General features: G+C 68.7%; 25 protein-coding genes and 2 tRNA genes. 13 read left to right on the plus strand and 14 right to left on the minus strand.

Going from position 1 to position 26,024, the window contains the following annotated elements:
• A complete protein-coding gene (locus tag OG876_RS41175; RefSeq protein WP_328522164.1) occupies positions 1–774 on the minus strand; it encodes an SDR family NAD(P)-dependent oxidoreductase in 774 nt (257 codons plus the stop codon).
• An 8-nt stretch (positions 775–782) separates the two neighbouring features.
• Complete coding sequence (locus OG876_RS41180) at positions 783–1,163, minus strand: winged helix-turn-helix transcriptional regulator (RefSeq protein WP_328522165.1); 381 nt, start codon at positions 1,161–1,163, stop codon at positions 783–785.
• 93 nt (positions 1,164–1,256) lie between these two features.
• Here OG876_RS41180 and OG876_RS41185 point away from each other — a divergent pair, with 93 nt between their 5' ends.
• Positions 1,257–2,588, plus strand: a complete 1,332-nt coding sequence (locus OG876_RS41185; RefSeq protein ID WP_328522166.1) for a nuclear transport factor 2 family protein — start codon at positions 1,257–1,259, stop codon at positions 2,586–2,588.
• A gap of 153 nt (positions 2,589–2,741) precedes the next feature.
• Entirely contained in the window at positions 2,742–4,928 is a 2,187-nt protein-coding gene (locus OG876_RS41190; protein ID WP_328522167.1) for a bifunctional SulP family inorganic anion transporter/carbonic anhydrase, read from the plus strand.
• Here OG876_RS41190 and OG876_RS41195 read toward each other — a convergent pair.
• Positions 4,880–5,644, minus strand: coding sequence for a phosphatase PAP2 family protein (locus tag OG876_RS41195; RefSeq protein ID WP_328522168.1), 765 nt, complete (start codon positions 5,642–5,644; stop codon positions 4,880–4,882). The two genes, OG876_RS41190 and OG876_RS41195, sit on opposite strands and share 49 nt — an antisense overlap.
• Positions 5,645–5,902: 258 nt before the next feature.
• On the opposite strand from OG876_RS41195, the gene OG876_RS41200 reads away from it, so the two are divergent.
• The gene (locus OG876_RS41200; protein WP_328522169.1) at positions 5,903–7,090 is read left to right on the plus strand and encodes an MFS transporter; all 1,188 of its coding nucleotides are present in this window, start codon (positions 5,903–5,905) and stop codon (positions 7,088–7,090) included.
• On the opposite strand, the gene OG876_RS41205 is transcribed toward OG876_RS41200, so the two are convergent.
• The 4 genes from OG876_RS41205 to OG876_RS41220 are packed head-to-tail and all read right to left on the minus strand — an operon-like array spanning position 7,060 to position 11,686.
• Positions 7,060–7,938 (minus strand): neutral zinc metallopeptidase, encoded by an 879-nt coding sequence (locus tag OG876_RS41205; protein WP_328522170.1) that lies wholly within the window; start codon positions 7,936–7,938, stop codon positions 7,060–7,062. The two genes, OG876_RS41200 and OG876_RS41205, sit on opposite strands and share 31 nt — an antisense overlap.
• Entirely contained in the window at positions 7,935–8,357 is a 423-nt protein-coding gene (locus tag OG876_RS41210) for an aconitase X swivel domain-containing protein (protein WP_328522171.1), read from the minus strand. Before OG876_RS41210 ends, OG876_RS41205 begins: the two co-directional genes overlap by 4 nt.
• Positions 8,354–9,580, minus strand: coding sequence for an aconitase X catalytic domain-containing protein (locus OG876_RS41215; protein ID WP_328522172.1), 1,227 nt, complete (start codon positions 9,578–9,580; stop codon positions 8,354–8,356). Before OG876_RS41215 ends, OG876_RS41210 begins: the two co-directional genes overlap by 4 nt.
• Before the next feature lie 9 nt (positions 9,581–9,589).
• Complete coding sequence (locus OG876_RS41220; protein WP_328522173.1) at positions 9,590–11,686, minus strand: S41 family peptidase; 2,097 nt, start codon at positions 11,684–11,686, stop codon at positions 9,590–9,592.
• Between the two features lie 129 nt (positions 11,687–11,815).
• Between OG876_RS41220 and OG876_RS41225 the strand changes: the two genes are divergently transcribed.
• Complete coding sequence (locus OG876_RS41225; protein ID WP_328522174.1) at positions 11,816–12,520, plus strand: M50 family metallopeptidase; 705 nt, start codon at positions 11,816–11,818, stop codon at positions 12,518–12,520.
• Here the strand turns inward: OG876_RS41225 and OG876_RS41230 are convergent.
• Positions 12,517–13,281, minus strand: coding sequence for a DUF5995 family protein (locus tag OG876_RS41230; RefSeq protein WP_328522175.1), 765 nt, complete (start codon positions 13,279–13,281; stop codon positions 12,517–12,519). The two genes, OG876_RS41225 and OG876_RS41230, sit on opposite strands and share 4 nt — an antisense overlap.
• 25 nt (positions 13,282–13,306) lie before the next feature.
• Here OG876_RS41230 and OG876_RS41235 point away from each other — a divergent pair, with 25 nt between their 5' ends.
• Positions 13,307–13,897, plus strand: coding sequence for a hypothetical protein (locus OG876_RS41235; protein WP_328522176.1), 591 nt, complete (start codon positions 13,307–13,309; stop codon positions 13,895–13,897).
• Here the strand turns inward: OG876_RS41235 and OG876_RS41240 are convergent.
• Both OG876_RS41240 and OG876_RS41245 read right to left on the minus strand, forming a co-directional pair.
• The gene (locus OG876_RS41240; protein WP_328522177.1) at positions 13,894–15,417 is read right to left on the minus strand and encodes a phospholipase C; all 1,524 of its coding nucleotides are present in this window, start codon (positions 15,415–15,417) and stop codon (positions 13,894–13,896) included. The genes OG876_RS41235 and OG876_RS41240 overlap by 4 nt on opposite strands.
• 105 nt (positions 15,418–15,522) lie before the next feature.
• Positions 15,523–16,605: an aldo/keto reductase gene (locus OG876_RS41245; RefSeq protein WP_328522178.1), complete on the minus strand. Its 1,083-nt coding sequence runs from the start codon at positions 16,603–16,605 to the stop codon at positions 15,523–15,525.
• Between OG876_RS41245 and OG876_RS41250 the strand changes: the two genes are divergently transcribed.
• Positions 16,604–17,104 carry a mycothiol transferase gene (locus OG876_RS41250; RefSeq protein ID WP_328522179.1) on the plus strand — a complete coding sequence of 167 codons (501 nt, stop codon included), beginning with the start codon at positions 16,604–16,606 and terminating at the stop codon, positions 17,102–17,104. The two genes, OG876_RS41245 and OG876_RS41250, sit on opposite strands and share 2 nt — an antisense overlap.
• Here the strand turns inward: OG876_RS41250 and OG876_RS41255 are convergent.
• Genes OG876_RS41255 through OG876_RS41265 form a run of 3 tightly spaced genes read right to left on the minus strand, consistent with a single transcriptional unit; the run spans position 17,097 to position 19,913 of the window.
• The gene (locus tag OG876_RS41255; protein ID WP_328522180.1) at positions 17,097–18,215 is read right to left on the minus strand and encodes a hypothetical protein; all 1,119 of its coding nucleotides are present in this window, start codon (positions 18,213–18,215) and stop codon (positions 17,097–17,099) included. The two genes, OG876_RS41250 and OG876_RS41255, sit on opposite strands and share 8 nt — an antisense overlap.
• Positions 18,215–19,084, minus strand: coding sequence for an exodeoxyribonuclease III (locus OG876_RS41260; protein WP_328522181.1), 870 nt, complete (start codon positions 19,082–19,084; stop codon positions 18,215–18,217). Before OG876_RS41260 ends, OG876_RS41255 begins: the two co-directional genes overlap by 1 nt.
• Before the next feature lie 52 nt (positions 19,085–19,136).
• Positions 19,137–19,913: a uracil-DNA glycosylase family protein gene (locus OG876_RS41265; RefSeq protein WP_328522182.1), complete on the minus strand. Its 777-nt coding sequence runs from the start codon at positions 19,911–19,913 to the stop codon at positions 19,137–19,139.
• An 81-nt stretch (positions 19,914–19,994) separates the two neighbouring features.
• Between OG876_RS41265 and OG876_RS41270 the strand changes: the two genes are divergently transcribed.
• From OG876_RS41270 to OG876_RS41295, 6 genes are all read left to right on the plus strand, one after another.
• The gene (locus OG876_RS41270; RefSeq protein WP_328522183.1) at positions 19,995–21,560 is read left to right on the plus strand and encodes an amidohydrolase family protein; all 1,566 of its coding nucleotides are present in this window, start codon (positions 19,995–19,997) and stop codon (positions 21,558–21,560) included.
• 117 nt (positions 21,561–21,677) lie between these two features.
• Positions 21,678–22,562 (plus strand): sigma-70 family RNA polymerase sigma factor, encoded by an 885-nt coding sequence (locus tag OG876_RS41275; RefSeq protein WP_328522184.1) that lies wholly within the window; start codon positions 21,678–21,680, stop codon positions 22,560–22,562.
• Positions 22,563–22,608: 46 nt separating this feature from the next.
• Positions 22,609–23,148: a hypothetical protein gene (locus OG876_RS41280; protein WP_328522185.1), complete on the plus strand. Its 540-nt coding sequence runs from the start codon at positions 22,609–22,611 to the stop codon at positions 23,146–23,148.
• A 105-nt stretch (positions 23,149–23,253) separates the two neighbouring features.
• Positions 23,254–23,326 (plus strand) — tRNA-Asn (locus OG876_RS41285).
• An 89-nt stretch (positions 23,327–23,415) separates the two neighbouring features.
• On the plus strand, positions 23,416–23,991 hold the full coding sequence (locus tag OG876_RS41290) for a DUF4232 domain-containing protein (RefSeq protein ID WP_328522186.1): 576 nt from the start codon (positions 23,416–23,418) through the stop codon (positions 23,989–23,991).
• Between the two features lie 117 nt (positions 23,992–24,108).
• The gene (locus tag OG876_RS41295; protein WP_328522187.1) at positions 24,109–24,765 is read left to right on the plus strand and encodes a hypothetical protein; all 657 of its coding nucleotides are present in this window, start codon (positions 24,109–24,111) and stop codon (positions 24,763–24,765) included.
• Between the two features lie 121 nt (positions 24,766–24,886).
• Here OG876_RS41295 and OG876_RS41300 read toward each other — a convergent pair whose 3' ends face one another.
• A complete protein-coding gene (locus OG876_RS41300; protein WP_328522188.1) occupies positions 24,887–25,024 on the minus strand; it encodes a hypothetical protein in 138 nt (45 codons plus the stop codon).
• A 143-nt stretch (positions 25,025–25,167) separates the two neighbouring features.
• On the opposite strand from OG876_RS41300, the gene OG876_RS41305 reads away from it, so the two are divergent.
• Positions 25,168–25,241, plus strand: a tRNA-Ile gene (locus tag OG876_RS41305).
• Positions 25,242–26,024: the final 783 nt, after the last annotated feature.

The following is a 26,024-nucleotide window of genomic DNA, read 5'->3' on the forward strand; positions in this document are numbered from 1 at the left end:
TCAGATGGCGGCGGTGGTGGCACCGTCCATGGTGATGATCGAGGCGGTGACGTAGCTGGCCCGTGGGGAGGCGAGGAAGACGGCGACGTCGGCGATCTCGCTCGGTTCGCCGGCGCGGCCGAGAGGGATCTCGGCGACCAGCTCCTGGAGCAGTTCGTCCTTGGGACGGCCGGTCGCGCGGACCGCCGCCTCGAGGCCTTCGTCGACGCGGGAGGTCCGGGTCGTGCCGGGGTTGATCACGTTCACCCGGACGCCCTGCGCGGCGTACGCCTTGGCATAGCCGACCGATGCCAGCATGAGCGCCGCGTTGGCCGCGCCGCCGCCGATGTGCAGCGGGTTCGCCGCGCGGCCGCCCTGGCCGACCACGTTCACGATCGCGCCACTGCCGCGCTCGGCCATTCCGCGGATGACCGCCTCGGTCGCGTGCATGTAGGTGAAGTACTTCGCCTCCATCGCGGCGTGGAGTGTCGTGCTGTCCAACTCGTCCACGGGCGTCCGCCGGGCCGCTCCCGCACAGTTGATCAGGATGTCCGGTACGCCGATCCGCTCGAAGGCCGCCGTGGTCGCGTCGGGATCGGTGAGGTCGACCGCCTGCACCTCGAAGCTCAGGCCCTTGGCCGCAAGCTCCTCCTGCGCCTTCGCCAGGTTCCCGGCGTCCCGGGATATCCCGATCACCGTCGCACCCTCCCAGGCGAGCGCCTCCACACAGGCCAGGCCGATGCCCTTGCTCGCTCCGGTGACGACCGCGGTCTTCCCGGACAGTTGCAGATCCACGTGACTCCTCAGGTGTTGGCGTCGTACTCGTCGCGGGCGGCGGCGATCTCGTCCATGTGGTCGTAGGCCCAGGTCCGCATCGTCGCGACGGCGGCGGCCAGGCTCCGGCCGAGCGGCGTCAGCGTATAGCTGACCGTTACCGGCACCGTAGGAACAACGTCACGCCGGACGACGCCGTCGCGCTCGAGGTGCCGCAGCGTCTGGGTGAGCATCTTCTGGGTGATGCCCTCGATGATCGACTTGAGCTGGCCGGAGCGCAGCGTGCCGCCCTTCTCCAGCGTGCTGATCACCAGCATCGTCCAGGTGTCGCCGATCCGGCCGAGCACCTGACGCGTCGGGCAGGCGCCTTTCGTGGCGTCCCACCTACCTCTGACCTGGTCGGTATCCATTCGGTGCCTATGGCAGTAATTAGTGCTGTCTTCCGCCCGCCACGACCGGTTCGTAGCGTCATTGCCGAGTCTAGGTGAAGGAGCAGAACGGCCATGAGAGCAGTGGTTCCGGTGGACACCGGCAGGATCGGGTTCGCGGATGTCGACGACGTCCGGCCGGGTGCAGACGAGATGGTGATCGAGGTGGCGGCGTTCTCGATCAACCGCGGTGAGACGTTCCAGCTGGAGCGGCCGCAGGACGGGTGGCGACCAGGCAAGGACATCGCCGGCCGGGTGATCGAGGCCGCCCCTGACGGTCCGCCGGTCGGCACCCGCGTGGTCGCACATCTCCCCCATTCGGGCTGGGCCGAGCGCGTGACCGCACCGGCCACCCAGGTCGCCGTACTGCCGGACACCATCTCCTTCGCGCAGGCTGCCGCGCTCCCGCTGGCCGGGCTGACCGCGCTGCGCTTGCTGCGTACGGCGGGCAGCGTGATCGGACGGCGGATCCTCCTGACCGGCGCGTCCGGCGGAGTCGGCCACTACTTCACCGAACTCGCGGCCGGCGCCGGCGCGTGCGTCACGGCCGTCGTCTCGTCCCCCGCCCGCGGCGAGCAACTGCTCGAACTCGGTGCCCAGGATCTCGTGTACGACGTCGGGGACGCACCCGGACCGTACGACCTCGTCTTCGAATCCGTCGGTGGCGAGAGCCTGCCGGTCGCGTTGTCGAAGCTGGTCCCCGGTGGTGACCTGATCTGGTTCGGCGAGGTCAGCCGGCAACCGGTGACGCTCGACTTCTTCGACTTCTTCACCGCTCCCGAGGCAGCGCGTATCCGGCACTTCCACTACGTCCACGGCCGCGACGACGAGGACCTGGCAACCCTGGTCCGGCTGGTTGCATCCGGCCGGCTCCACCCGGAGCTCGGCCGCGTCGAGGACTGGTCCCGGACGGACGCCGTCCTCGATGACCTGCGTGAGCGCCGCATCCGCGGCAACGCCGTACTGACCCTGCATGAGGAGGAGGCAGCACCGATGGATCCGAAGACCGTTGTGACCCGGTACGTCGAGGCAGTGGCGGCGGGTGATCTGCCGACGATCCGGGCCGGCTTCGCGCCTGACGTCGTGTGGACGTACCCCGGCGACCTCCCGCTGTCCGGCGACTGGAAGGGACGGGAGATGGTCGTCGACGAGTTCCTCGGTGCGGCCGCAGGCAACCTCTTCGCCCCGGGTACGCCGGTGACCATCAAGCTGGTCAACGTCATCGCCGACGGCGAGCAGGTGTTCGCCGAGTGGATCGCACAGGCGACCGCTCGCGCCGGTGGTGCCTACGACAACAAATGTGGCGGAGTCTTCACCGTTCGGGACGGCCTGATCGTCGCGGTCCGGGAGTACCTCGACACCGACCACGCCCGCCGGGTCCTGTTCCCCGCAGAATCGATGCCCTGAGCAATCGTCATCTTCGGCGCCCCAGGCAACGAATTGGAATTGGCGCTACTCGGGTCTTGATCGGGTCAGTACGATGGGTGACCAGATCGACACTCTTTGTTTCGACGCCAGATGCCCGAGCAGTTGCCCAGAGCACCCGACGCCGGAGGACCCGTGCCGACCACGTCACCTTCCCCTACCGCCACTGAACGCGTTTCCTGGCGGTCCGTCCTTCACCACGACCTCCCGGCCTCGCTGGTGGTCTTCCTGATCGCAGTGCCGCTCTCGCTGGGGATCGCCGCCGCCTCCGGCGCCCCGCTGATCGCCGGCCTGGTGGCCGCAGTGGTCGGTGGGGTGGTCGCCGGTGTGCTCGGCGGCTCCCCGTTGCAGGTCAGCGGTCCGGCCGCCGGCCTGACCGTCGTCGTCGCCGGCCTGGTCGGTCAGTTCGGCTGGGCCGCGACCGCCGGCATCACCTGCGCCGCCGGCCTCGTGCAGATCCTGCTGGGCATCACCCGGATCGGGCGGCTCGCGCTCTCCCTGTCTCCCGCCGTGGTGCACGGCATGCTCGCAGGGATCGGCGTGACGATCGCCGTCCAGCAGTTGCAGGTCGTGCTCGGCGGCAAGGCGCAGAGTTCCCTGATCGAGAATGTGGCCGCGCTGCCCGCGCAGTTGATCGCCCATCACGGTCACTCCGTCGTGGTCGGCGTACTGACCGTCGCCATCGTGCTGGCGTGGCCCAGACTGCCCAAAGTCAAGGTGATTCCGGCACCGCTGGTCGCCGTGGTCGCAGTGACCGCCTTGGCCGCGGTCTTCATGGTCGACGTCGCCAGGGTCGACCTACCCGACCGGCCGCTGCAGGAACTGATCATGCCCGCGATCCCCGATGGCACGCCGTGGGAGATCGTGACCGCGGTGCTGACCGTTGCCCTGGTCGCCAGCGTCGAGTCGCTCCTGTCGGCCGTTGCCGTGGACAAGCTTCATCGCGGCCGGCGCAGCAACCTCGATCGCGAGTTGATCGGCCAAGGCGCCGCGAACGCGGTGTCCGGCGCGCTCGGCGGCATGCCGGTGACCGGCGTGATCGTGCGCAGCTCCACCAATGTCGCCGCCGGCGCGCAGACCCGCGCTGCCGCGATTCTGCACGGCATCTGGATCGCCGCGTTCGTCCTCGCGGCCGGCTCGATGCTCGAGCTGATTCCGATGGCCGCGCTGGCCGGCGTCCTGCTCGTCACCGGGTTGCGCCTGGTCCAGCTCGCCCACATCCGCACGCTGCGCCGGCACGACGAGTTGCTCGTGTACGTCGTGACCGCGGCGGGCGTCGCCGTCCTCGGACTGGCCGAAGGTGTCCTGATCGGACTGGCGCTCGCGATCGTGCGCGTGCTGTACCGACTCGCCCGGGCGACGGTGACCGCAACCGAGGACGACGGGCTGTGGACCGTGCGGATCCGCGGCACGCTCGTGTTCCTCGGGGTCGCCTCGCTGGTCCGGACACTGCGGTCGATCCCGTCCGGCGCCGCCGTCCGGGTCGACCTGGACGTCGACCATCTCGACCACGCGGCGTACGAGGCGATCGAGGACTGGCGGCGTGGGCACATCGCCCGCGGTGGTTCGGTCGAGGTCAACCGGGCCGCGTTCCGGGCGGCCATGCACGCCGATCCGGCGCGACGGCTGATGCCCTGGCAACCCCAGGTCATCCCCGAGCCCGACCAGCGCGTGTCGATGCTGGACGGGATCCGTGAGTTCGAGGCCTCGGCCGATCTGATCCGGCCGATGCTCGCGAAGCTGGCGGCGGACGGGCAGCGGCCGGCGCAGCTGTTCATCACCTGTGCCGATTCGCGGATCGTGCCGACGATGATCACGACCAGCGGTCCAGGCGATCAGTTCTGCGTGCGGAACATCGGCAACCTCGTTCCGCCGAAGGGCTCGAACAGCAGCTCTGTCGACGCCGCGATCCAGTACGCCGTCGACGTCCTCGGCGTGAAGTCGATCGTGGTCTGCGGCCACTCGCACTGCGGCGCCGCCGCGGCCGCGCTGGAGGCGAACGTCCCGGCCGGTTCCGGCCTGCAGAACTGGCTACGCCACCTCGAGCCTTCGGTACGCCGTGCGGTCGGGCTGCCGGACATCGTCGACCCGGCGACCGGCGTGAAGTTGTCCCCGGCCGACAAGCTGTCCGTCGCGAATGTCGGCGTACAACTGGCGAACCTTCGCAGTTTCGCCTGTGTCCGCACGGCCGAGGCCGAAGGGCGGCTCGAGCTGATCGGGCTGTGGTTCGACATCGGTGCGGCCGCGGCCCGGCTGGTGCTCGACCGCGAGCCCTACCTGGTCCGCGCCGACGAGGAACTCGCCACCGCGGGCAGACGCTGATCGAGCTGGGAGACGTCGGCGGGGATGCGCACCCGCCGTGCGTCGAAGATCAGGAGCAGCGGGAGTGCCAGGGTGATCGCGACCAGGCCGTCGAGCCAGTAGTGGTTGGCCGTCACGACGACGACCGTGAACGTGAGCAACGGGTGCGCCATCCACAACCAGCGCCAGCGGCTGCGAGTGGCCCGGATCAGGAACACCGCGACCATGAATGCCCAACCGACATGCAGGCTCGGCATCGCGGCGAACTGGTTCGCCACCCCGGAGTCGGTGCTCGCTCCGTACACGGACTGGCCGAGCAGTACCCCGGTGTCCACCCAGCCCGGCATCAGCCGCGGCGGCGCGAGCGGGAAGAACATGTGCCCGATCAAGGCCAGCCCGGTCAGCGACGCGAGCGCCCAACGCGCCTTCCCGTACTCGACCGGCCGCCGGATCATCAACCACAGCAGCACCAGGGCCGTCAGCGGGAAGTGCACGCTCGCGTAGAACACGTTGGCGAGATCGGCCAAACCGTGGACCCGCAACGCCTGCTGCTGCACGGCCGCCTCACTCGGCAAGCCGAGCCAGTTCTCCCAGCGGATCAGCCCATCGGCATGCTTGTACGCCGATCCGGTGTGCTCCGCGGACAGGAACCGGCCGAGGTTGTACACCCCGAAGAGCACCGCCAGCAGTGCGATCTCCCGCACGATCCGCCAGATTCCGCCCGGCGGTCTGGTCACCGTCGGACGTGATGACGGTTGTCCCACCCGCTCCAGAGTCATCTGCGCCACGCCGACCCCCAGATCAAACCGAACGCTCGTTCTCTGAACTTCCACCCTGCGCCAACGGCCGCTCGAAAATCAAGAACGGTCATTCGTTTTCCCCTGTGATCCTCGGCACCCTTTCAAATTATCGCAACCTGCTGATAGTTGCGAAGAATATGAAGCAACTCACAAAACCTGTGGACGCTGGTGGCTCAGCGCCGGAAGAGTGCGGGTATGGAGACAGTGCTCATCCGGTGGACGTGGATGCGCGCGGTCCTGCACAACGGGTGGTGGCTGGTGACGAGCGTCTACCTGGTCGTGGACGCCGGCCTCTCCCCGGCCGAGCTGGTGCTGATCGGCGCGGTGGAAGGTGTGTTCGCGCTGGTGTGCGAGGTCCCGGCCGGCGTCTTCGCCGACACGGTCAGCCGCAAGTGGTCGCTGGTGATCTCACAGGTCCTGATGGGTACGGCGATGCTCGCAACCGGACTCGTCGACTCGTTCCCGGCACTCCTCGCGACCCAAGTGCTGTGGGGGATCTCGTGGACCTTCGCGAGTGGTTCGGACGTCGCCTGGATCACCGACGAACTCGATGACGCGACCTGCATCACCGCCGTACTCGCGCGCGCCGCCCGCGCCCAGCTGACCGGCGCCGCGACCGGTCTGATCGCTCTCGGTCTGCTCGCCTGGGCGACCCGCCGCGACCTCACGATCGTCGTCGCCGGCGTCGCGATGGTGTCACTCGCGCTCTACGTCGCCGTTCGCTTCACCGAGCAGAACTTCGTCCCGATCCGGACCGCCCGCTGGTCGGCCTCGTGGACCACGTTCCGCCGCGGCCTCACCCTGGTACGACGCAGTCGCGCCATCTTGCTGATCTTCGCGGCCTCGTTCCTGGTCAACGGCGCCTCGGACGCGGCCGGCCGGCTCACCCAGAAGCAACTCCTCGACCTCGGGCTCCCCACTGACCCCGACCCGATCGTCTGGTTCACCGGCCTCGGCGTCGTCGGCCTGATCGTCGGCGCGATCGCCCTTCGCGTGGTCGCCCGGCGCATCGACGGCGACCACGCCCGCACCGACTACGCCCTGGCGGCCGTCGCCGGTGTGGTCAGCATGCTCCTGCTCGCGTTCGCCCGCGATCCGGTCGTCGGCGCGATCGCCGTCGTACTGCTCGCCGGCATCGTCAACCCGCTCACCCGGGTGATCGGCACGATCTGGGTCAACGCCCGGACCACCGCCGACGTCCGGGCCACCACCCATTCATTCCTCGCCCAGCTCGAGTACCTCGGCGAGATCGTCTGTGGCCTGACGATCGCCGCGATCGCCCGGCTGACCACGCCGCCCCTCGCCCTCGCCGCGTGTGCGGCCCTGTTCGCGGCAACCGCCGTACTCATGCGTCAGCCGACCACGGTCGAGTCCGCTGTGTAGGTGTCGCAGGCTGACGGGCCGGCCGCCTCGAAGCCGTTGAAGTGCCACAGCGCCAGATTCGCCACGCCCCCGTGGTCGTGGTCGGGATCAATGCTGTTCCGAATGGCCTTGTTCCGCAGGTCGAGCCATTCGCCGTCGACCGGGAAAGACGCCTGGTCGGCACCGAAGTAGGCGCCGCCGAAGCAGTCCGCCTGAAGCTCGACTCTCCGGCTCTCCTCCCGTTGCGCGTCGGCCCCGTTGGCCGTGATCCCCCATTCGTACTTCGCAAGGCGCATCCCGGCCAGCGCCTGGACGTGATGCCCGTACTCGTGCGCGATGGTCAGCGCCATCCAGGCAAGCGCCACCCCGGGGCGGCGCTTGTAGTCGTCCAGGTTCTTCTGTGCGCCCAGGTAGATAGTGTCCCCGCAGTAGAACGCCCAAGCGTCGTCGCCGTCACAGGGCGAGCTCGGCGTCTTGGCCGGCACCACCGCCAGCTTCGGTGGGGTGAAGGTGAACCCGGCCTTCCGGACCACCGGTGCCCACGCCTTGTTCAGGCAGGCGACGAACTCGGCGTAGTAGGTCTGGACGTTCCGGAGGGAGGTCGGCGGCATCGCCGGCTCCGCACAGCGCGGCGCCGTGAGCTTCCCGGCGCGGTAGATCGGATTCCGCGTGAGCGCCGCCGGTTGAGGCGGCGCGGAGACCCGCGCGGTCGGCGCCGTCGTCGGCACCTTCGTCGGCACCAGCGATCGCACCTTGGCCGTCGTGGACGCGCCTGACTTCCTCGCGGTAAAGGGACCATCGGTCGGTGTGCAAGCGGAGAGCAGGACGACAGCGGCAGCGCAGAGGGCGGCCGCACCCCTTGTGTTCACCGACCGACTGTAGACCAGCTGATCGTGGCCCGGTCAGGACGGGCCACGATCTGGACTAGTCCGTCGGCCGGGACGGCGTCGTACCGGTCGGCGACGACGACTGGAGTTGCGAGGGCGTACAGCTCGTGGGCGATGAGGGCGCCGAGGGGGATGATCGGGTCGGGGCGGGCGAGGATGATCGCGGCGGGAGCGGCCCGGGTGCGGATCTGTTCGGCGAGAACGCTGGAGGCCGAGCTCGAGCCGCGGCCGGATTCCATCACCAGGATGCGTCCGGCGAGGATCGCGCCGCACTGGGGATGGTGGGCGTCGATGATGCGGCCGTCTTCGTCGGTGCCGCCCCAGAAGGACAGTGGCGCGGTGAGGCGAATGGCTTCGCCGGAAGCCGTGCCGGGGTGCAGTGTGCGGGCGGTGAGGATCATGAGTCGAGCACGACCCGGCCGGCGCGGGCGGAGGCGACGCATTCCTCCAGCGATCCGAGGACCGCGGAGACGTTGATGTTGCCGGGAGCGTAGTGCGCCCACTTGCCCGAGTTCGTCATCACGTTCTTCCAGCCGGGCGCGAGGATCGACGTCACGTAGGTGCAGGTGTCGACGACCACGGTCACACCCGCGGCTTCCAGCACCTGCAGTACGCCGGTCTGCGCCGCCCGCGCCCGCGTCGCCCGACCGGTCGACAGGTAGAAGGGCACCTTCAGCGCGGGGCCGTTCCCGACGAGGCCGGCCAGTCGAGCACATTCGCCGTACGACGCGTGCGGCGTACCGACGCTGACCGCATCGAGCTCGCCCGAGGTGAACGTCGACAGCGTACGACGCACCTCCCGCAACGTGGCGAGATCGACCTCGCGCACCGGCAGTCCCTCCACGTCGGCCGGAGCCTCCGGCGTCACGCCGACCGCGTGGAACAACGCGACTCCCCCAGCCGACGCGGCCGCCGCGCCGAAGGCCTTCAGCTCGTCCTCACCGACATCCGCCGGAATCCCTACCAGCACAGGGATCTCGGCACCGACCACCGATCCGACATGATGCCCCAGCAGTGGATACGCCAGGTCGGACTCCAGGAATCGACCCAGCGGACGGCAGTCGAAGACCACGGTCCCCCGCCGCGCCTCGGTCGTCTGAAGTCCGGCGTACGGCGCTCGCCCGGTGATGGCGGCGCAGATGTCCAGAAAGTCGCCGTACCGATCGGTCCGCGCGCCGAGGACCGAGTTGGCGAACACGATCGCATTCGACTCCGCCCAGGCCACGTGCTCGCCGAGACCCGGCCGGTTCGGCAGTTGGTACGGCGCACACGTGAAGGTCGGCGCACACCCGAGAGCGACGTACGCCGCCATCAGCTCACGACCCGCGGTCGCGAGGTCCCGGTCACGCACCAGCCCAGGGTGCAGGAGATCCATCGAGCCGACGTTCAGCGTGGTCGGGACGCGGACCTTCGCACCCAGGTCGGCCAGCCGGTGCGCGAAGTCGAGACTGACCTGGCCGTGGTACAGGCAGGAGTCGACATGCGCGGTGGTGATCTCGACCAGCCGCGGCGCGTCGGAGATCCGCGCCTGCCCCACGATCACGCGCATCGCGAGCGCGACGCCGTCTCCCTCCTGACCGCCGAGCATCTCTTCTTCTTCGGCGGTCAGGTGGAGACTCTGCATGCGTCGAAACTAGACCTTCTGCCGGCGCGAGGCGACCAGCACCCCGGACTCATAGCCGTCGGCGCGCAGGCCCTGGCCGGGGGTGACCTCGAGGATGTCGATACTGAGCGGCACCCCGGTCAGGTCCTCGGAGCTGATCGGGCGGTCGTCCAGGTAGATGTCGACCCGGTCGATGCCCTGGACATCGATCGCGACGGTGAGCGTCGTACCGCTGAAGGTCGTGGTCAGGTCGAGCCGGCGGACCGGCTTGGCCGCGAGCAGCGAACCGGCCTTGTTCAGCAGGTCGACGTTGCCTTCGAGCAGATCGGCCTGGGTCATCCTGTGGGTCTCGGTCGGCTTGACGCCGAGGTCCTCGACCGGTGTCCCGGACAGCGCGCCGACGCGCAGAGTCCGCCGGATCGCGACCCGCATGTTCGCCCCGTTCGGCAGCGCCACGTACGGCGAGGTCTCGTCCGGTGGCGGTGGTTCGTTCAGCAGCGAGGCGAGCAGACCGTGGGTCCACACGTTCGCGCCGCCCGCGCCGGTGTTGTCGTCGACGCCGAGGATCGTGCCGATGGCGTGGTCGGCGAACCCGGCGGCGAAGATGTCGGTCGCCGAGTAAACCCGGGCGTCGGTGATCAGCACCACCGGGCCGAAGTACGTCTGACCGATGTCGTTGGCGCCGTCCTCGGGCGTGATCGGCTTCGACGCCGAGTACGCCGCGCCGGTCTCGGTGGCCAGGTCGAGCGAGTCGAACCACGGACCGAGGTCGATGCCGGCCGGGTTGTCCTTGTGCCGGCGGCAGATCCGGAGGTTGAGCGGCGTACTGATGAACTGCACCGGCTCCGGGTCGATGTGCCGCGGCGTCATCGTCTGCAGGGTGAACTCGCTCGCGTAGATGTGCCCGCCGCCGTTGTCGCGGACGTCGACGATCAGGCCGTTCTGCGGCAGCATCGCGGCGAGCCGGACGAACTCGTCCCGGAACGCGACCGGGTCCTGCACGCTGAACGTGAAGATCCGCAGGTGCCCGAAGGTCCCGGACGGCGTGACCACCTCGCGGGCCCGGAAGACACCGGGCATCGTCGTCGGCAGGTCGGCACCGCTGACCGCGGCCGGGGTACGCAGCTCGGCCGAGCTCTGGCCGCCTTCGAGGTCGACGACGTCGCGGACGTACAGCGTCTTCTTCGCGCGGGCCTTCTCGTCGGAGTCGAGGTCGAGGCCCATCGAGGCGGAGATCGCGTTGACCGCGTCCAGGTCCGTCATCGGCGGGAGGTTCGTGGTGACCTTCCACTGCTCGCGGAGCTCTTGGGTCGAACCGTCGAGACCGGTGTAGGTCAGCGTCACCCAGTCCTCGTCCGGCGGTGCCTGGATCACGAGGGGTCGCAGGGTGAGCGACTCCAGGCCGCGCGCGAGGTTGGCGGCGTCGTTGCTGCCGGCGAACACGGCGCCGTTCAACGCGACGGCGCGAGCGATCGGCGTACCGTTCCAGTGCGTCACCTCGGCCCCCTTGCCGAACTGCGGCGCCTGATAGCCGGTGATGGTCTGGGTGATCAGGTAGTGCTCGGCACCGGCCGCGTCGTAGCACTTCTCGATCATGAACGGCAGGAACGCGATCTTCCCGGCGAACGGGACCGGCAGCAGGTAGTTCGTGTGCAGGTCGCGGACCGAGTGGAAGATGCTCGACATCGCGCGATGGAAGATCCACTCCGGTTCCATCGTGTCTGTGGTCTGACGCTCCATGTGGGCTCGCATCACGCGCAGCCGCTGCAACGGGTTGACCGCGTGCATCGCGACCTTCAGCGGCAGATGCGCGTAGTTCTCGCCGAGCAGCAGGAGCGCCTGGTCGACCAGGAGCTTGCGCTGGTCGAGCGTCAGGGTGCCGGCCGACTCGAGGAAGTCCGGCAGGGGTACGACGGCTGCCTGCGCGGCGGCCGCCTCCGTGGTCGTGGTGGTCCGCCGGTTTGCCGTCGTACTCGCGATCGACTTGCGGGCGGCACGTTTCGTCGCCGTGGCCGTCTTCGCCGGCTCCTGCCGGGCGGTGGTCCGCGACGCCGCGGTCTTCCGCCCGGCGGCCGTCTTCTTCGCTGCGGCGGTCTTCGCCGCGGTCTTCTTCCCCGTGCCTTTCATGCTGCGTGGCTGAGACATCGCTCCCCCAATACGGCGGCCCCTCCCCGGGCCGCGATGCCTCCACCGTCGTCCGCGCGTGTGGTGATGTCAACGGTCAGCGGTTGACCACCTGGCTGCAAGGATGGGCGGGTGAGTGAGTTCTGGGACAGCATCACGTCGGCGCAGCCGGACCCGTCGCTGAAGGTGGTGATCGGCACGGGTGTGGTCGCGCTCGTGCTGATCGCATGGCGCCCGTTCTGGCGGTTGACCCGGCAGGTCGTCACGATCGCGCACGAAGGTGCGCACGGCCTGATCGCCGCCTTGGTCGGACGGAAGCTGGCGGGCATCCAGCTGCATTCGGACACGTCCGGAGTCACGGTGTCCCGTGGCCGTCCGACCGGTCCGGGGATGATCGCCGTCCTGCTGGCCGGCTATCCCGGGCCCGCGCTCTTCGGAGTCGCCGCCGCGTTCGTTCTGAGTCGTGGGTACGCCGTTGCGCTGCTCTGGGGACTGTTGGTCGCGCTGGTGATCCTGCTGCTCCAGATCCGCAACCTCTACGGGCTCTGGTCGGTCGTGGTCTTCGGTGCTGTCGTCTTCGGCGTGTCGTGGTGGGGATCGCCGTCGGTGCAGTCCGCGTTCGCTCAGCTGCTCACGTGGTTCCTCCTGCTGGCCGCGCCACGGGCCGTGCTGGAGTTGCAGCATTCACGCCGCGGCGGGCAGGGGCGGAGTTCGGATGCGGATCAGCTGCGGCGACTGACCGGCGTACCGGCGTTGTTGTGGGTCGGGATGTTCGGCCTGGTGACGCTGGCGTGTCTGGCGCTCGGTGTCGTGTGGTCCGGGGTGCTGCCGGGCTAGACCGGTGGCGGCAGGGTCACTCCGAAGCCGGTGATCGCCAGGCGGAGCAGGACCTGCCCTGGTCTGAGCAGGTCGGCGATCTTGGCCGCACTCAGCAACTCCAGCTCCGCCAACCGTTGTGCATAGCCGCCTTGCACGCGGGCCTGCTGCAGTTCGATGGTGTTGTGCCAGACCTTCTGCCGGGACTCGCGCAGGAAACGCTGTGACGACAGGCGATTGAGCGGTGTCAACGCCGCGTCGAGCAGACTCTTCGCACCCGATGCCGCCAGCTCGTCGTCCTCGGCGCCGACGCGTTCCGCGAGTACGCCGTCGATCCGCTCGTGATCCCGGCGCCGGCGGTCCATCAGGAACGGATTGCCGAAGTCGTCGTCACTGATCACGGCGAGCAGAGCCTGCGGCAGGTCGTAGTTGACGTGCGCGTTGATCCCGAGCAGCACGTGCCGCAAGGCAGGCAGGTCGGGCGGGGCGTCGAACGCAAGCCGCCACGGCCTGGCCACGGGGCTCCGCCGCTCCTCCCCCACCACCTTCCCCGCGAGATCCGCGTCGTGGGCCTGCAGGTAGAGCTCGGCGAATTTCACGTCCCAGTCCTCGACCCACGCCGGGTCCTCGAACCGGGCCCGATCGATCGCGTCACCGACCGCCTGCGTCGTGCGCAGATACGTGCCGAGGAAGATCCGCCGGTGCGCGAGGTGCTCCGGCAGGTCGTCCAGCCGCTGCCGCATTCGCGCGACCACGCCGGCCACCGGTCTACCATCGTTCATCGGAGCTCCCAAGGGGGGAGGGTTCATGCGGGGAAGAACAGATCCACTGTCCTTCGACCCTGTGGTCGTCGGCAACCGTGAGACGGACGCCTGGGCGGCCTACTACCGGCACGAGTGGCGGCGGTTCATGGTCGCGTCCGTCGGGATGGTCGCGGCCGGCTTCGGCATGTCACCGGGCCGCACACTCGCCGGAGCCTGGTATGTACTGCGCGCGAACCAGATGTGGTCGCCGTACCCGGACAACCAGCCGGACGCGGCCCGTGCGTACATGCGCCGCTTCTACGAGCTGGTCGCACGCGCCAACGGTCTCCACTTCGACCCGGCGCGCGCCGCGCGCCTGGAGGTCGAGTGGTGGCGCGTCCATCGGGCGAACCAGCACGACGAGTCGGTCACCGAAGAGCAACTCGAGGACGCGCTGATCGATCTCTACGCCTACGTGTACGGCGCGGCCGATCGTGAGACGCTCCGCCCGGCCGCGAGCAAACGGGTCGAGGCGATGCTCCTGTCCGACCAATGGGTCCAGGCAGGACGGCATCGCGACGACCCGTTGCTCGCGGCCGAGCGGCGTGCGCTGGTTGCGTCGTACGCCGCTCTCCGCGCTGCTGTCGAGCGTTAGTGCTTCACGGGCTGGCCGGAGACCGGATCCAGGTAAAGCGACTTGTTCTTGTGGTGGAAGTCGAACAGGTTGCCCAGTGAACCGGCCTTCTCGTCGAACGAGTAGTTGCCGATCGGACCGGTCTTCCAGTTCTCCTCGACGAACTTCAGGATCGACGTCTGGTCGGTCGTGCTGTGGTCGACGAAGTTCTGCTTCGCGTACGGCGAGACGACGAGCAGCGGCAGCCGGGGACCGTAACCGCAGCGGTCCTGGTAGCCACCGGCGATCCGGGCGGGGTTCGTACCGCAGGTCTTGTCCAGGGTGAGCCCGTCGTGCGCGGGGTCGTTGGACTGGTTCACCACCGGGCCGACCTGGTGGTCGTACCAGCCGTCGCTGTCGTCGTACGCGATGACGACCGCGGTGTTCTTCCAGTCCTTGGTCTTCTGCAGCCGGTTGACCGTGTCGACGACGAAGTGCTGCTCGTCCAGCGGGGTCGAGTAGCCGGCGTGACCGTCCTGGTACGCCGCCGCCTTCAGGTAGCTGACCGACGGCATGCTGCCGTGGTCGACGGACGCCCAGAAGTCCGTCAGGTCGTACTGGTGGTTCGCCGGGCCGTTGTGCCCGATCTCCTTGACCGACGCCGGACGAACGTGCTGCAGGTTCTGGGTGCTCTGGTAGTACTGGAACGGCTCGTGGTGCGGGATGTAGTCGACGCTGCTGACCCCGCCGATGTCGGAGTGCTTCGCCGTACAGTCCGCGAAGCCGCCCTGGAACCAGCCCCAGCTCACACCCTTGGCGTTGAGCAGGTCACCGACGTTCTTGTTCTTCGGGTCCGTCACCGTCGAGGTGTCCCGGGTGTTGCACTTGTCGCCCGCCGGCTGCGGGTCACCGATCATCGTGCCGGTCGCGGCGGGCACAGCCTCCCCGTCGGCGCTGAAGCCGTGGGTCTGCCCCGACACCAGGTTGACCGCACCGGGCGACGACGGACCGTAGTTGGTCCCGTACGAATTGTCGCTCATCGCAAAGTGCTGCGCGTAGTTCCACAGGCCGGTGACGGTGTTGCCGTCGTAGTACCCCATCACCAGGCCCTTGCCGTGGCCATAGTCCGCGCAGGTGCCGGCACCGCGGCCGACCGTCTCGACGACCTTGTCCATCAGGCCCGAGTTCACCGCCAACTGCTCGTTGGTGTAGCTGTGGTCCTGGTCGCAGGTCTGCGCCTGGTCGCGGCCGAGGCGGAACGGCTGGGCGGAGTTCGGATTGTTCGGCGCGGCGAGCGGCGTGTTCAGCCCGTTCACACTCGGCGTCCCGGCGGCGGCCGCGAACCGCGGTTCGCCCGCTGGGTTGGCGGCGTTCGGGTACGTCGCGAAATAGTGGTCGAACGACACGTTCTCCTGGAAGATCACCACGAGGTGCTTGATCGGGGTGGCGGTCGGCGCCCCCTGATCGTGGCCCAGGGCAACCGCCGGTACCGTGGCGGCGGCGACCAGCACCGCCCCGAGCCCGGCGGCCAGGGGGATCCTGCGTTTGGTCCGGACGAACACGTCTGACTCCTTCGAGGTGTCGCAGGCCGGGAGCCACCGGATTGATGGCTCGTCAGCCCACCTAACCTCTCCCCCATACCCCGTCCGGCCCGAGGCCATTCCAGGTCAGCCGCGCCCGCCGATGATCGGGCGGCCCCGCTGGGTCACGCCGGGGCCGCCGTACGGGTAGTCGGCCGCGCCGGGGTCGCTGGCCTGGTCGAGCTTCGCCGTCTCGTCCGCGGCGAGGTGGAGGTCTGCGGCGGCGAGGTTGTCGTCGAGCTGTTCCAGAGTGCGGGCGCCGAGGATCACCGATGTCATCGCGGGACGGTCGACGAGCCAGGCGAGAGCGACCTGCGCCATCGAGTTGCCGCGTGCCGCCGCGATCTCCCGGACCGCTTCGACGACATCACGCACCCGCTGGTTGCGGCTCCGGCGATGCCAGGACTCGACCCCGCGGTCCGGATTCTCCCCGAGCCGGGTCGCGCCGGTCGGCTCCTCGTCGAACGAGTACTTCCCGGTCAGCCAGCCACCGCCCAGCGGCGACCACGGCAGCAGGCCGAGTCCGTTCTCCTGCGCGGCCGGCACGATCTCCCACTCGATCTCCCGCACCAGCAGGTTGTACTGCGGCTGGAGAGTGACGAGCCGTGACCAGCCGCGGTGCGCGATCAGGTCGCACGCCTTCTGCAGCTGCCACCCGGTGAAGTTCGACAGGCCGCCGTACGAGATCTTCCCGCCGCGTACGGCGTCCTCGAGGAAGCCGAGCGTCTCCTCGAGCGGCGTGACCGGATCCCACGCGTGCAACTGGTAGAGGTCGATGTGGTCGACGCCGAGGCGCTGCAGCGACGCGTCCAGGGCGCGGCGGAGGTGCCGGCGGGACGTCCCGACGTCGTTCGGTCCGCCGCCGGTCGGGAACCGGCCCTTGGTGGCGAGGACGACGTCGTCGCGGGCGGAGCTCTTCGCGAGCCAGCGGCCGACGATCTCCTCGGACCCGCCGGCCGAGTACACATCCGCGGTGTCGATGAAGTTGCCGCCGGCCTCGACGTACCGGTCCAGCTGCACGTGTGAGCCGGCCTCGTCGGTCTCGCTGCCGAACGTCATGGTGCCGAGCGCGTAGGTGGAGACGACGGCGCCGCTCGTGCCCAGGGTGCGATATTCCACGATGATCCCTTCCTCGGAACTGTCCCACCCGCAGACTACGGTGGCGGTCATGAAGACGAGTGAACTGCTGATCGACGCACACAGCCGGATCCAGGAAGTGCTGCACGACGTCGTGGAGGGCCTCGACGACAAGACGCTCGCGACCCGGCCCGGTGACACGGCCAACTCGATCGCGTGGCTGGTCTGGCACCTGACCCGGGTGCAGGACGACCACCTGGCCGACGCCGGTGACTACGAGCAGGTGCACACCGCGGACGGCTGGCACGAGCGGCTCGGCCTCCCGCTGCCGGCCGGCGACACCGGGTACGCGCACAGCTCGGAGCAGGTCGCGCTGGTCCAGCTCTCGGCCGAGCAGCTGCTCGGGTACTACGACGCCGTGCACGCGCGCACGGTCGAGTTCCTCAAGACAGTCACCGACGAAGGTCTGGACCGGATCGTCGACCGCCGGTGGACGCCGCCGGTCACACTCGGCGTGCGACTGGTCAGCGTGATCGACGACTGCGCCCAGCACGCCGGCCAGGCGGCGTACGTGAAGGGTCTGCTCAGCTGAGAGTGGTCTGCCAGAGCGAGGTGCCGGCGATCAGGTAGAGCTTGTGATCCGGCATCAGCACGGCGTCGGTCACCTGACCTTCCGGACCTTGTGACTCCTGGACGGTCCAGTGCCCGTCCTGTCCGGTGAGCACCTTCACCTTGTTGTCCTGAGCAACGATCTGGACGATCTTGCCGCCGTCGACGATCGGCGGCGCCAGCTTGTCCTTGTCCCCGACCGGGACGGACGGGACGCCCTGGAGCCGCTTCGCCGCCCCCGACGCGTCGAGCTGCCAGATCGCGAGCTGACCGTCGACGTACCCGGAGATCACGCAGTCCTTGTCGCAGGTCGCGGTGTTCGCCTGGCTGCGTTCGCCGGGCTCCGGGAGCGCGATCCGGGACCAGCCCTGGTTCAGCTTGGTGGATCGCCAGACCGCGGCCTCCTGGGCGACCACGCCCGGCGCGAGGCGGACCTGGGACCCGACCAGGACGATGCTGTCGCCGAGCGTCGTACCGAAGCCGGGGCCGACCAGGAGGGACGGCGTGCTCTGCAGCGCGGTCTTCGTCGGGTCCTGCCGGGTCCATTTGGCGTCGCCCTGCGGCAGCCACACCATCGCGTCGTTGCCGGTCTCCACACCGCCCCACGAGCCGAGCAACGCGCGGCCGCTCGGGGTGATGACCGCGCTGTAGAGGTCGCCTGCGGTTTGGCCGCCGAAGGTGAAGAAGTCCTGTGGACGCTCGATGAGCCCGGTCTGCGGCGTGCCGGTCCACACCGTCCAGCGGGTGTTGGAGTGGGCTCCGCCGGCTGCTCCACCGAGGGCGAGCAGCTGCTTGCCGTCGTACGCGATCGAATACCAGATGGCTTCGAAGGCGTACGGGCTCGCGGGGTTGGGCTTCACGACGATCGGCTTGCGCTGACCGGTGTGGTCCATGAGCTGGAGCTCCGGGACGACCTCGGCACCGCGATGGCGCAGGCCGATGAGCAGCTGGTCGTGGTAGGCGGTGAGCGTGACGGGTTCCGCCGTACCGACGTCGACCTTCGACCAGGCGACCGCCGCCGGGGCGGCGGGCTTCTCGTGGCTACAGGCGGCGATGGTGACGAGCAGCAGCGCGACTGCGAACAGGCGTCGCATCAGCGGCTCTGCGGGAGTTTGGTGGTCTTCTTCCGGCCGGTCCGCGGCGCGGACGGCGGTGGCACGACCGGGCCGATGTCGCCGTCGGGCGCGGTGTCGAGGTCGATGATCACCGGCGCGTGGTCACTCGGCCCGGTCCCCTTGCGGGCCTTGCGATCGATCCACGCCGCCTTCACCCGCGCGGCGACCGGATCGGTCGCGAGCATCAGGTCGATCCGCATCCCGAGGTCCTGATGGAACATGCCGGCCCGGTAGTCCCAGTAGCTGAACACCCGCTGATCCGGCCAGCGGTCACGGACGACGTCGTGCAGATCCTTCGCGGCCATCAGGTCGGCCAGCGCCTGCCGCTCGGGCGGGGTCACGTGCGTCTGGCCGACGTACGCCGCGGGGTCGAAGACGTCGGCGTCGGCCGGGGCGATGTTCATGTCGCCGCAGACGATCTGGTCGGCCGGGCCGGAGGCGACGACGTCTCTCAGGGCTTTGAGCCAGGCCAGCTTGTAGTGGTAGTGATCGGAGTCCGGGACGCGGCCGTTGGGCACGTAGAGCGAGTGGATCCGGATGCCACCGCACGTCGCCGCGACCGCTCGGGCCTCGGGATTCGGGAACCCGGGCGCTCCGGCGATGCCGGTGACCACGTCCTCCAGTCCGACCTTGGACAGCAGGGCGACGCCGTTCCACTGCTGTTCGCCGTACAGAGCCGTCTCGAAGCCGCGGCCGGCCAGCTCGTCGCCGAGCAACGCGGTGAACGCGTCGTCCGCCAGCTTCGTCTCCTGCAGGCACACCACGTCGGGCTGCCGTTCGTCCAGCCAGCCCAGCAACCGGGGCAGCCGCTGCTTCACCGAGTTCACATTCCAGGTCGCCACTCGCACTGGACCAAGGTAGACCCGACCGGGGACCATTTTCAGCAGTTGCCGTGCGTGGTCAGCCGAGCTTGGGTGCCCGCCAGACCAAGGTGTTGAGGAGATCGGTGTCCGGCCGCTCGACGCTGTTGTTGTGCTTCGGCTTGTCCTTGCGGCCCCACGCGTCGTCACCCAGCCACGGCGGCACCCCGAACGGCAGGTCGCGGGACGGGACCGGTGCGTAGTCCGACTCGAGGAACTTCGGGCCATAGTTCGGCACGGCGAGATCACCGTCCGGGTCCGGGGTCACGATGGCCCGCAGGTCGGTGATGGCCTGCCGCCAGCTGTCGACCAGCTTCTGGGGATCGCGGCTCGTCGGATGCGGCACCTCGAACACCGGCACATCCGGCTTGCTGTCCCACAGCTGCAGTGCGGACCGTGCCTGCGCGCCGAACGCGACGATCGCCTGCAGCTGCTCGCCGGTGATCAGCTGCAGCAAAGTGTTCCGCCAACTCAGGTGATCCGGCCGGGAGAGCAGCGGCGCTGCTTGCTGCGCACGCGACGGCCGCAGCGCGTACGCGTAGGCGTTGACGAGCGAGTAACTGCTGGTCAGGCCGAGCTTCGTCAGAAATCCCTGCACACGCTGGCCTGCGTCACCGACCAGCGTGCGCCCGGCGACACGTTCGGTCGGACCGGGATCGGAGGCGATCGCGAGCAGCCGGGCGGTGCGGTTCAGCCGGCCCCGGTAGAACACCGGGCCCCAGTCGTACCAGAACAATTCCCGAAACTCCGCATAACTCGGCACTTTCGCGAAGTGCCGCGCCACCTCGGCCGGCGGGCCGGGATCGAAGTCAACCATCGCAAATACCTCCCCCTCGACGATTCGTGACCTACTCTCGTGAACAGGGGCGGCAGGGACGATTCTACGGGAGGGAAAGCCATGTTCGTACTGCGTGGAACCGTGGTGACGATGCGGCCGGACGGGCAGGTTCTCCCGGATGGCGAGGTGTACGTCGGCGACGACGGACTGATCGCGGCCGTCACCCCGATCGACGCCGTACCCGCTGGTTTCGAGAACGCTCCACGGATCACGGCCGGTGGCCTGATCTATCCCGGGCTGATTGATCTGCACAACCATTTGATGTACAACAGCCTGCCCTTGTGGACCGAGCCTTCGCGCACGACGCCGTGGACCTCGCACAACCAGTGGGGACGGGCGCCGACGTACAGCGCGCAGATCAGCCAGCCGGCCCGGCTGCTCGGTGCCGCGGCCGGTCGTGCCCTCCTCAGGTACGTCGAGACCCGGGCGATCGTCGGAGGTACGACATCGATCCAGGGCAACCCGCGGGGCGCCGTACCCCCGGACAACGACCTGATCCGGAACGTCGACTCCGAGAAACTCGGCACCCACGACGATTTCATCCGGGTCAGCACACTGGTTGCCGACAGCAAGGAAGCACTGGCGCCCTATGCGGCGGCGGTCGCGCAGGGGCGCGGATTCATCGCGCATTCGGCCGAGGGGTCGGATCCGAAGCTGCGCTCGGAGTTCGAGTTGCTGGACCAGGTCGGCGTGGTGAAACCGCAACTGGTCGCCATTCACGGTGCCGCGCTGAACGCGGAAGACTTCGCGAAAATGAAGGCGGGGAATTCGAGCCTGGTCTGGTCGCCTTTCTCCAACTTCTGGCTGTACGGCGCGACCGCGGATGTGACGTCCGCGAAAGCCGCCGGGGTGCGGCTGTGCATCGGTTCGGACTGGGGTCCGTCGGGGACGCGAAATGTGCTGTGGGAGTTGAAGGTCGCCGATCTCTGGAACAAGGCCCACTCGGTGTTCACCGACGAGGAACTGGTGCGGATGGCGACGTCCAACCCGGGCGAGGCGTTGTCCGGGGTCTGGCCGCATCCGATCGGACGCCTGGAACGTGGCGCGCTGGCCGATCTGATCGTCGTTCGGCGATCCGGGTCCGACCCGCACCGCAACCTGATCGAGGCGACCGAGGCGGACATCCGGCTCGTGGTCGTCGGCGGTCGCGCCCGGTACGGCTTGCGGTCCTTGATGAAGCCGCTAGGCCCGACGGCGACGCAGATCTCGGTCGGCAAGCTCTCCCGCTCGATCGACTACGGCGACGCCGCGGTCACCTGGAAGAGCGTCGTCGCCGAGTTGGAGCGGATCCGGAAGGATCCCGCCGGCGCCGCGGCCCGGGCTGCGGAAACCTTCGCCGCCCTGGCCGCCGCCGACGAGGCCGGCTTCACCGACCTGGTCAATGCGGACGCCTCCCCCGGCGGAGCTCCGGCCTTGCTGGCTGCCGGCACCTTCGTGCTGCTTCCGGACATGCCGGCGCCTGAGCTCGACGTCGAGCTTCGCCGCCGCGGCGCGGCCGGCGCGACGCCGGAAGCCGTGACCATCCCACCACTCGAGCCCCTGACCACCGGTGACACCTGGTTCGACGCGGTCGATGCGAATCCCTTCCACGACGGGTTGCTGAGCGGGCTCCGCGCGTACGCCTGAGAGCTCTCTGGGGCTGAACTCCGGGTTGTCACGTCAGGTAGTTATCCACATACCGAAAGTCGTTGCGTTCCGGCGGGTCTGATCACGGCACTCTCTTTGACAAGGAGAGGGGCACGGATGGCTGAACTGGACTGTGAACCGGCGGACGTTTCCGCGCTGGTGGCCTACCTGCGCGACATCGGGCGGCACGAACTACTGACTCTGGAGGAGGTGAGCGAGCACTCGTACTGGATCGAGGCCGGGCTGCTGGCGGCCGAGCGGCTGCGCGTCGATCCAGGCCGGGACGATCCGGCCGACCTGCGGCAGGTCGTCGCGCTCGGGAAGCACTCGTGGCGGCGGATGGTCGAGGGCAACCTGCGGCTGGTCGTGTCGCTGGCCCGGCGGTACACCGGTAAGGGCATCTCGCTTCTCGATCTGATCCAGGAGGGCAACATCGGGCTGATGCGGGCGGTCGAGCGGTTCGACCACCGGCTCGGTCACCGGTTCTCGACGTACGCGATCTGGTGGATCCGGCAGTCGATCGGCCGCGCCATCTCGGACCGATCCCGGTTGGTGCGGATGCCGGCGCAGGCGTACACGGACGCCTGTCGCCTCGCGTCGCTGCGCCACGACCTGACCCAGTCCCTTGGCCGCGAGCCCACGACCGCGGACCTCGCCACCGCGAGCGGCCTGACCGCGGCTCGGGTCGAGCGCGCCGAGGCGTGGCGGATCCACCCCGACACCCTCGACGCCGACGACTCCGAACCAGTCATCGACGACGCCCCGATCGTCCTCCGCGCCGCCCTCCGCCGCGACATCGCCCACCACCTTCAGTTCCTCGACGACCTCCACCAGGCCGTCCTCGTCCACCGCTACGGGCTCCAGGACCACACCCCCAGCACGCCTGAGGAAACCGCCGGCGCGCTCCACCTGACCCCCGACCAGGTCCGCACCCTCGAAAAGGAAGCCCTCCGCCACCTGCGCCGCCAAGCCATCCCCCATCTCCGCGACTACGCGGCCTGATCTGCCCCCCACCCACAGCGTTTGGAGCAACTGGAATGATGAAGATGTGAAACTCCGGCGTACGTTCTGGCCGCGCGAGTTGGCCGACGCGGTGACCGTCGCCTCCCGCGACGCATCCGGCGCGAAGGACGACATCCTCGCGGCGGTGCAGTTGACGGACGGCCACTGGGTTGCGGGCACGCGGTCGGCCGTCTACCTGCCGACCGACTCTCCGGACACCCTCCGCCGGGTCGGCTGGGAGAAGATCGAGCGCGCCGGATGGGACTCGGAGGCGTCGATCCTGAACATCTTCGAGACCACCGACTTCGGAACGCCGTTGCGCGCGACGGAGCTCAAGGTCGAGGACCCGGGCCGCTTCGGCCAGCTCCTGCGCGAACGTGTCGACGCGAGCATCGTCGTCCAGCGCCACGTCCCGCTCGCCGGTAAGCGCGGCGTCCGGATCATCGGCCGTCGCAATCCGTCCACCACCGACGCCGCGGTCACCTGGAACTTCGTTCTGGACAAGGGATTGGAGCCCGACCAACCCGGCGTACTGGATGCCGCCGAAGCAGCCCTCCGAGAAGTCCGCGAGGAGTTCGGAATCTGACGCAGAAGCCAGCCTCCAGGCGGGCGAATCCCGTTTTTGTAGTTCGGGTCGCGCCTGCTAACCTACTCAGGTCCTCGGGGTTCGGGGGGCAGGAAACACCCACGATCCCGCGTAGCTCAATTGGCAGAGCAGCCGGCTGTTAACCGGCAGGTTACTGGTTCGAGTCCAGTCGCGGGAGCAACACACCAAGCCGGTCTCCTCAGGAGCCGGCTTTCTTCATGTCCGCAGCCCGGCGGCCGTGAGCCGAGAGGCGGGTAGGTTCGGCGAATGGATCGACGGCTGTGGGTGGGGCTGGCCGGCGCATCGCTGCTGGTGACCGGATGCGGCACCGAGAGTGCGGTTGGCGGAATACCCGAGCGGACGCCGACCCCTTCCGAGCACTCAGTGCCGACACCCCGGCCGACGCCCACCCCGCCACCCCGCACCTGCCCGAGCACCGGGGCGTCGATCTCGGTCGGCCAGGTCGACGCGGCCCTGGGACACCGCGCCGTCGTCATCAAGCTGACCAACTGCCACTCCGGCGTTTTGACCGTCAACGGCTACCCCGACGTGACCGTCCTGGACGCCAAGCGCAGGCCCATGAAGGTGACCGTCACCCACGGTCTGTCGTACATGGCCATCGACCCCGGACCCACCAAGCTCCGCCTGCGGAAGGGCGAATCCGCCCTGGCGGCCGTCTCATGGTCCAACACCGTGGAAGCGGGCGAAGACAAGGCCGCCGGCACCTACCTGTCCATCGCCAGAAGCACGCGGGACAAGCCAGTGGTCTGGCCTGTCGACACCGACATCGGCACCACGGCCAAGATCACCCTCACCGCTTGGTGCCTGACGTTCCCGACCTGACGTCCCGGGCGCTAGTCCACTTCCCGCGACACGCGGTTCCTATTTGGCCTATACCAGCTATTCCCGTACCGTGCTCCTGATCCCGAGGGGGCCTCGGGGATGAGGGGAAGGAACCCTGTGAACGTCAAGAAGATCCTGAACAGCAAGAGCGGCCGTCTGATGGTCGCCGCTGTACTGGGGGCCGGCGTGCTGGTCGGAGTCACCGTCGCGGCGAACGGCGCCGTGAAGCCGGACTGCAAGTCCCTGTCGTACCCGCTGTGCCCGCGGTCGGTCGCGGCGACCCAGGTCGTCGACAACAGCCTGCCGGCGAGCAAGCTCGCACCTGCCGACCGCACCGCGTTCCTGAAGGACGCGAACGGCAAGCTCGGCGTTTCGAAGTCGTTCGACCCGGTCGCGATCGCCCACATCGGCGGCTCGTTCAAGACCGGCAAGACCAAGGTCGGCGAGTTCACGCTCCCCGCCGGCACCTGGCTGATCAACTCGTCCGCGTTCTTCGCCCGCACCGCCGCGGGCCCGGCGGGCACCCGGCCGCAGCTGGCTCTCCGGGTGGGCGCATCCGACACCGCGTTCGGTGACGACTACGGCACCATCCTCGGCGCCGAGATCTCCCCGTCCAAGGACCGGGAGCTGACCGGCTCGACCGTGAAGGTCGTGAAGGTGACCGCGTCGACCAAGGTCGAGGTGTTCGCCTTCGGCTACAACGACGACGCCGGTTCGGCCGGATCCGGCGACATCACCGCCGCGGCTGACGTGGTGGCAGTCCAGGTCGGCTGACCCCGCCCGCCAAGGGCGGGCTGATCACTGCCGCCGACGCAAGTCATCGGGGCCCCGACCGCAGCCTGCGGTCGGGGCCTTCGCATGTCCGCCCTCCGGAGGAGGGCTCCACGGCCGGCGCCTACTTTCCCTTCCGCCGGTCGATCGCGCGCTGAATACGCTGCTGCGGTTGCCCGGTCAGCTTCGCGATCAGCGGCACGCGATACTTGTACGCCGCGATCGCGCCCACCACGAGCACGAGGAAAATGAACCAGCCCATCGGCCTTCCCTTCCACGGAACAGCCCTGCACAGGACCTGCCTCCATCATGCCCGGTCCAACCCAACGACCACTCCGTCAAAGCCCTGACCCACCCCTGGTTTCCCACTCACCCCCCGCCCACCAGATACGATCCTCCGAGCACGGGGCGGTAGCTCAGCTGGTTAGAGCAGGGGACTCATAATCCCTGGGTCGCGGGTTCGAGTCCCGCCCGCCCTACCCCACATCGCCGCAGGTCAGGAGGCAATTTGACCTCCTGACCTGTGGACCCGAAGCAGTCGCGTGCCATGGTTCATGCCATGAACATCATGTGACGGTCAGTGCATGGCAGGTCAATCGAGGAAGCCCAGCCGTCAGCGCGGCTCCATTCGCCGCCTGCCCTCCGGCTCCCTTCAGGTGCGGGTATACGCCGGCATCGACCACGTCACGAAGGACGATCTCTACCTCACCGAGGTAGTCCCGGTCTGCCCACGGCAGGAGAAGGAAGCTGACAAGACGTGGACCCGGCTCCTCAGCCAGGTCGACGAGAAACGCAATCCGAGACACGGGCGACGGTTGACCAGCTCATCGAGAAGTACTTGAAGGTGCTCGACGTCGACACTCAAACGAGGCGCGGCTACCTGTCGAAGTACCACAGCCACATCAAGCCGTTGCTCGGCGCAACACAACTCACGCGGCTCGACGTCGAGACACTCGACACCTTCTACTCAGAACTGCGCCGTTGCCGCATCCACTGCCGCGGTCGCAAAAGGACATCGAGCACCGGACGGCCCTGCCACACCAATGTGATGAGCACGAAGGCACACGCTGCCCCGCAACAACCCAGCCGGATGCCGGCGGTGCCGCCGGATGTGCAAGCCCCACGTGTGCAAAGGCCTCGCCGACTCAACCGTCCGGCAAATCCACTGGATCCTCAGCGGTGCCCTCGACCGCGCGGTGGTGTGGGGATGGATCGCGGTGAATCCCGCCGAGCATGCGAGCAAGCCAGGGATGCCCACGCCT

This window comes from Kribbella sp. NBC_00359, assembly GCF_036097425.1.
GTDB lineage: Bacteria > Actinomycetota > Actinomycetes > Propionibacteriales > Kribbellaceae > Kribbella.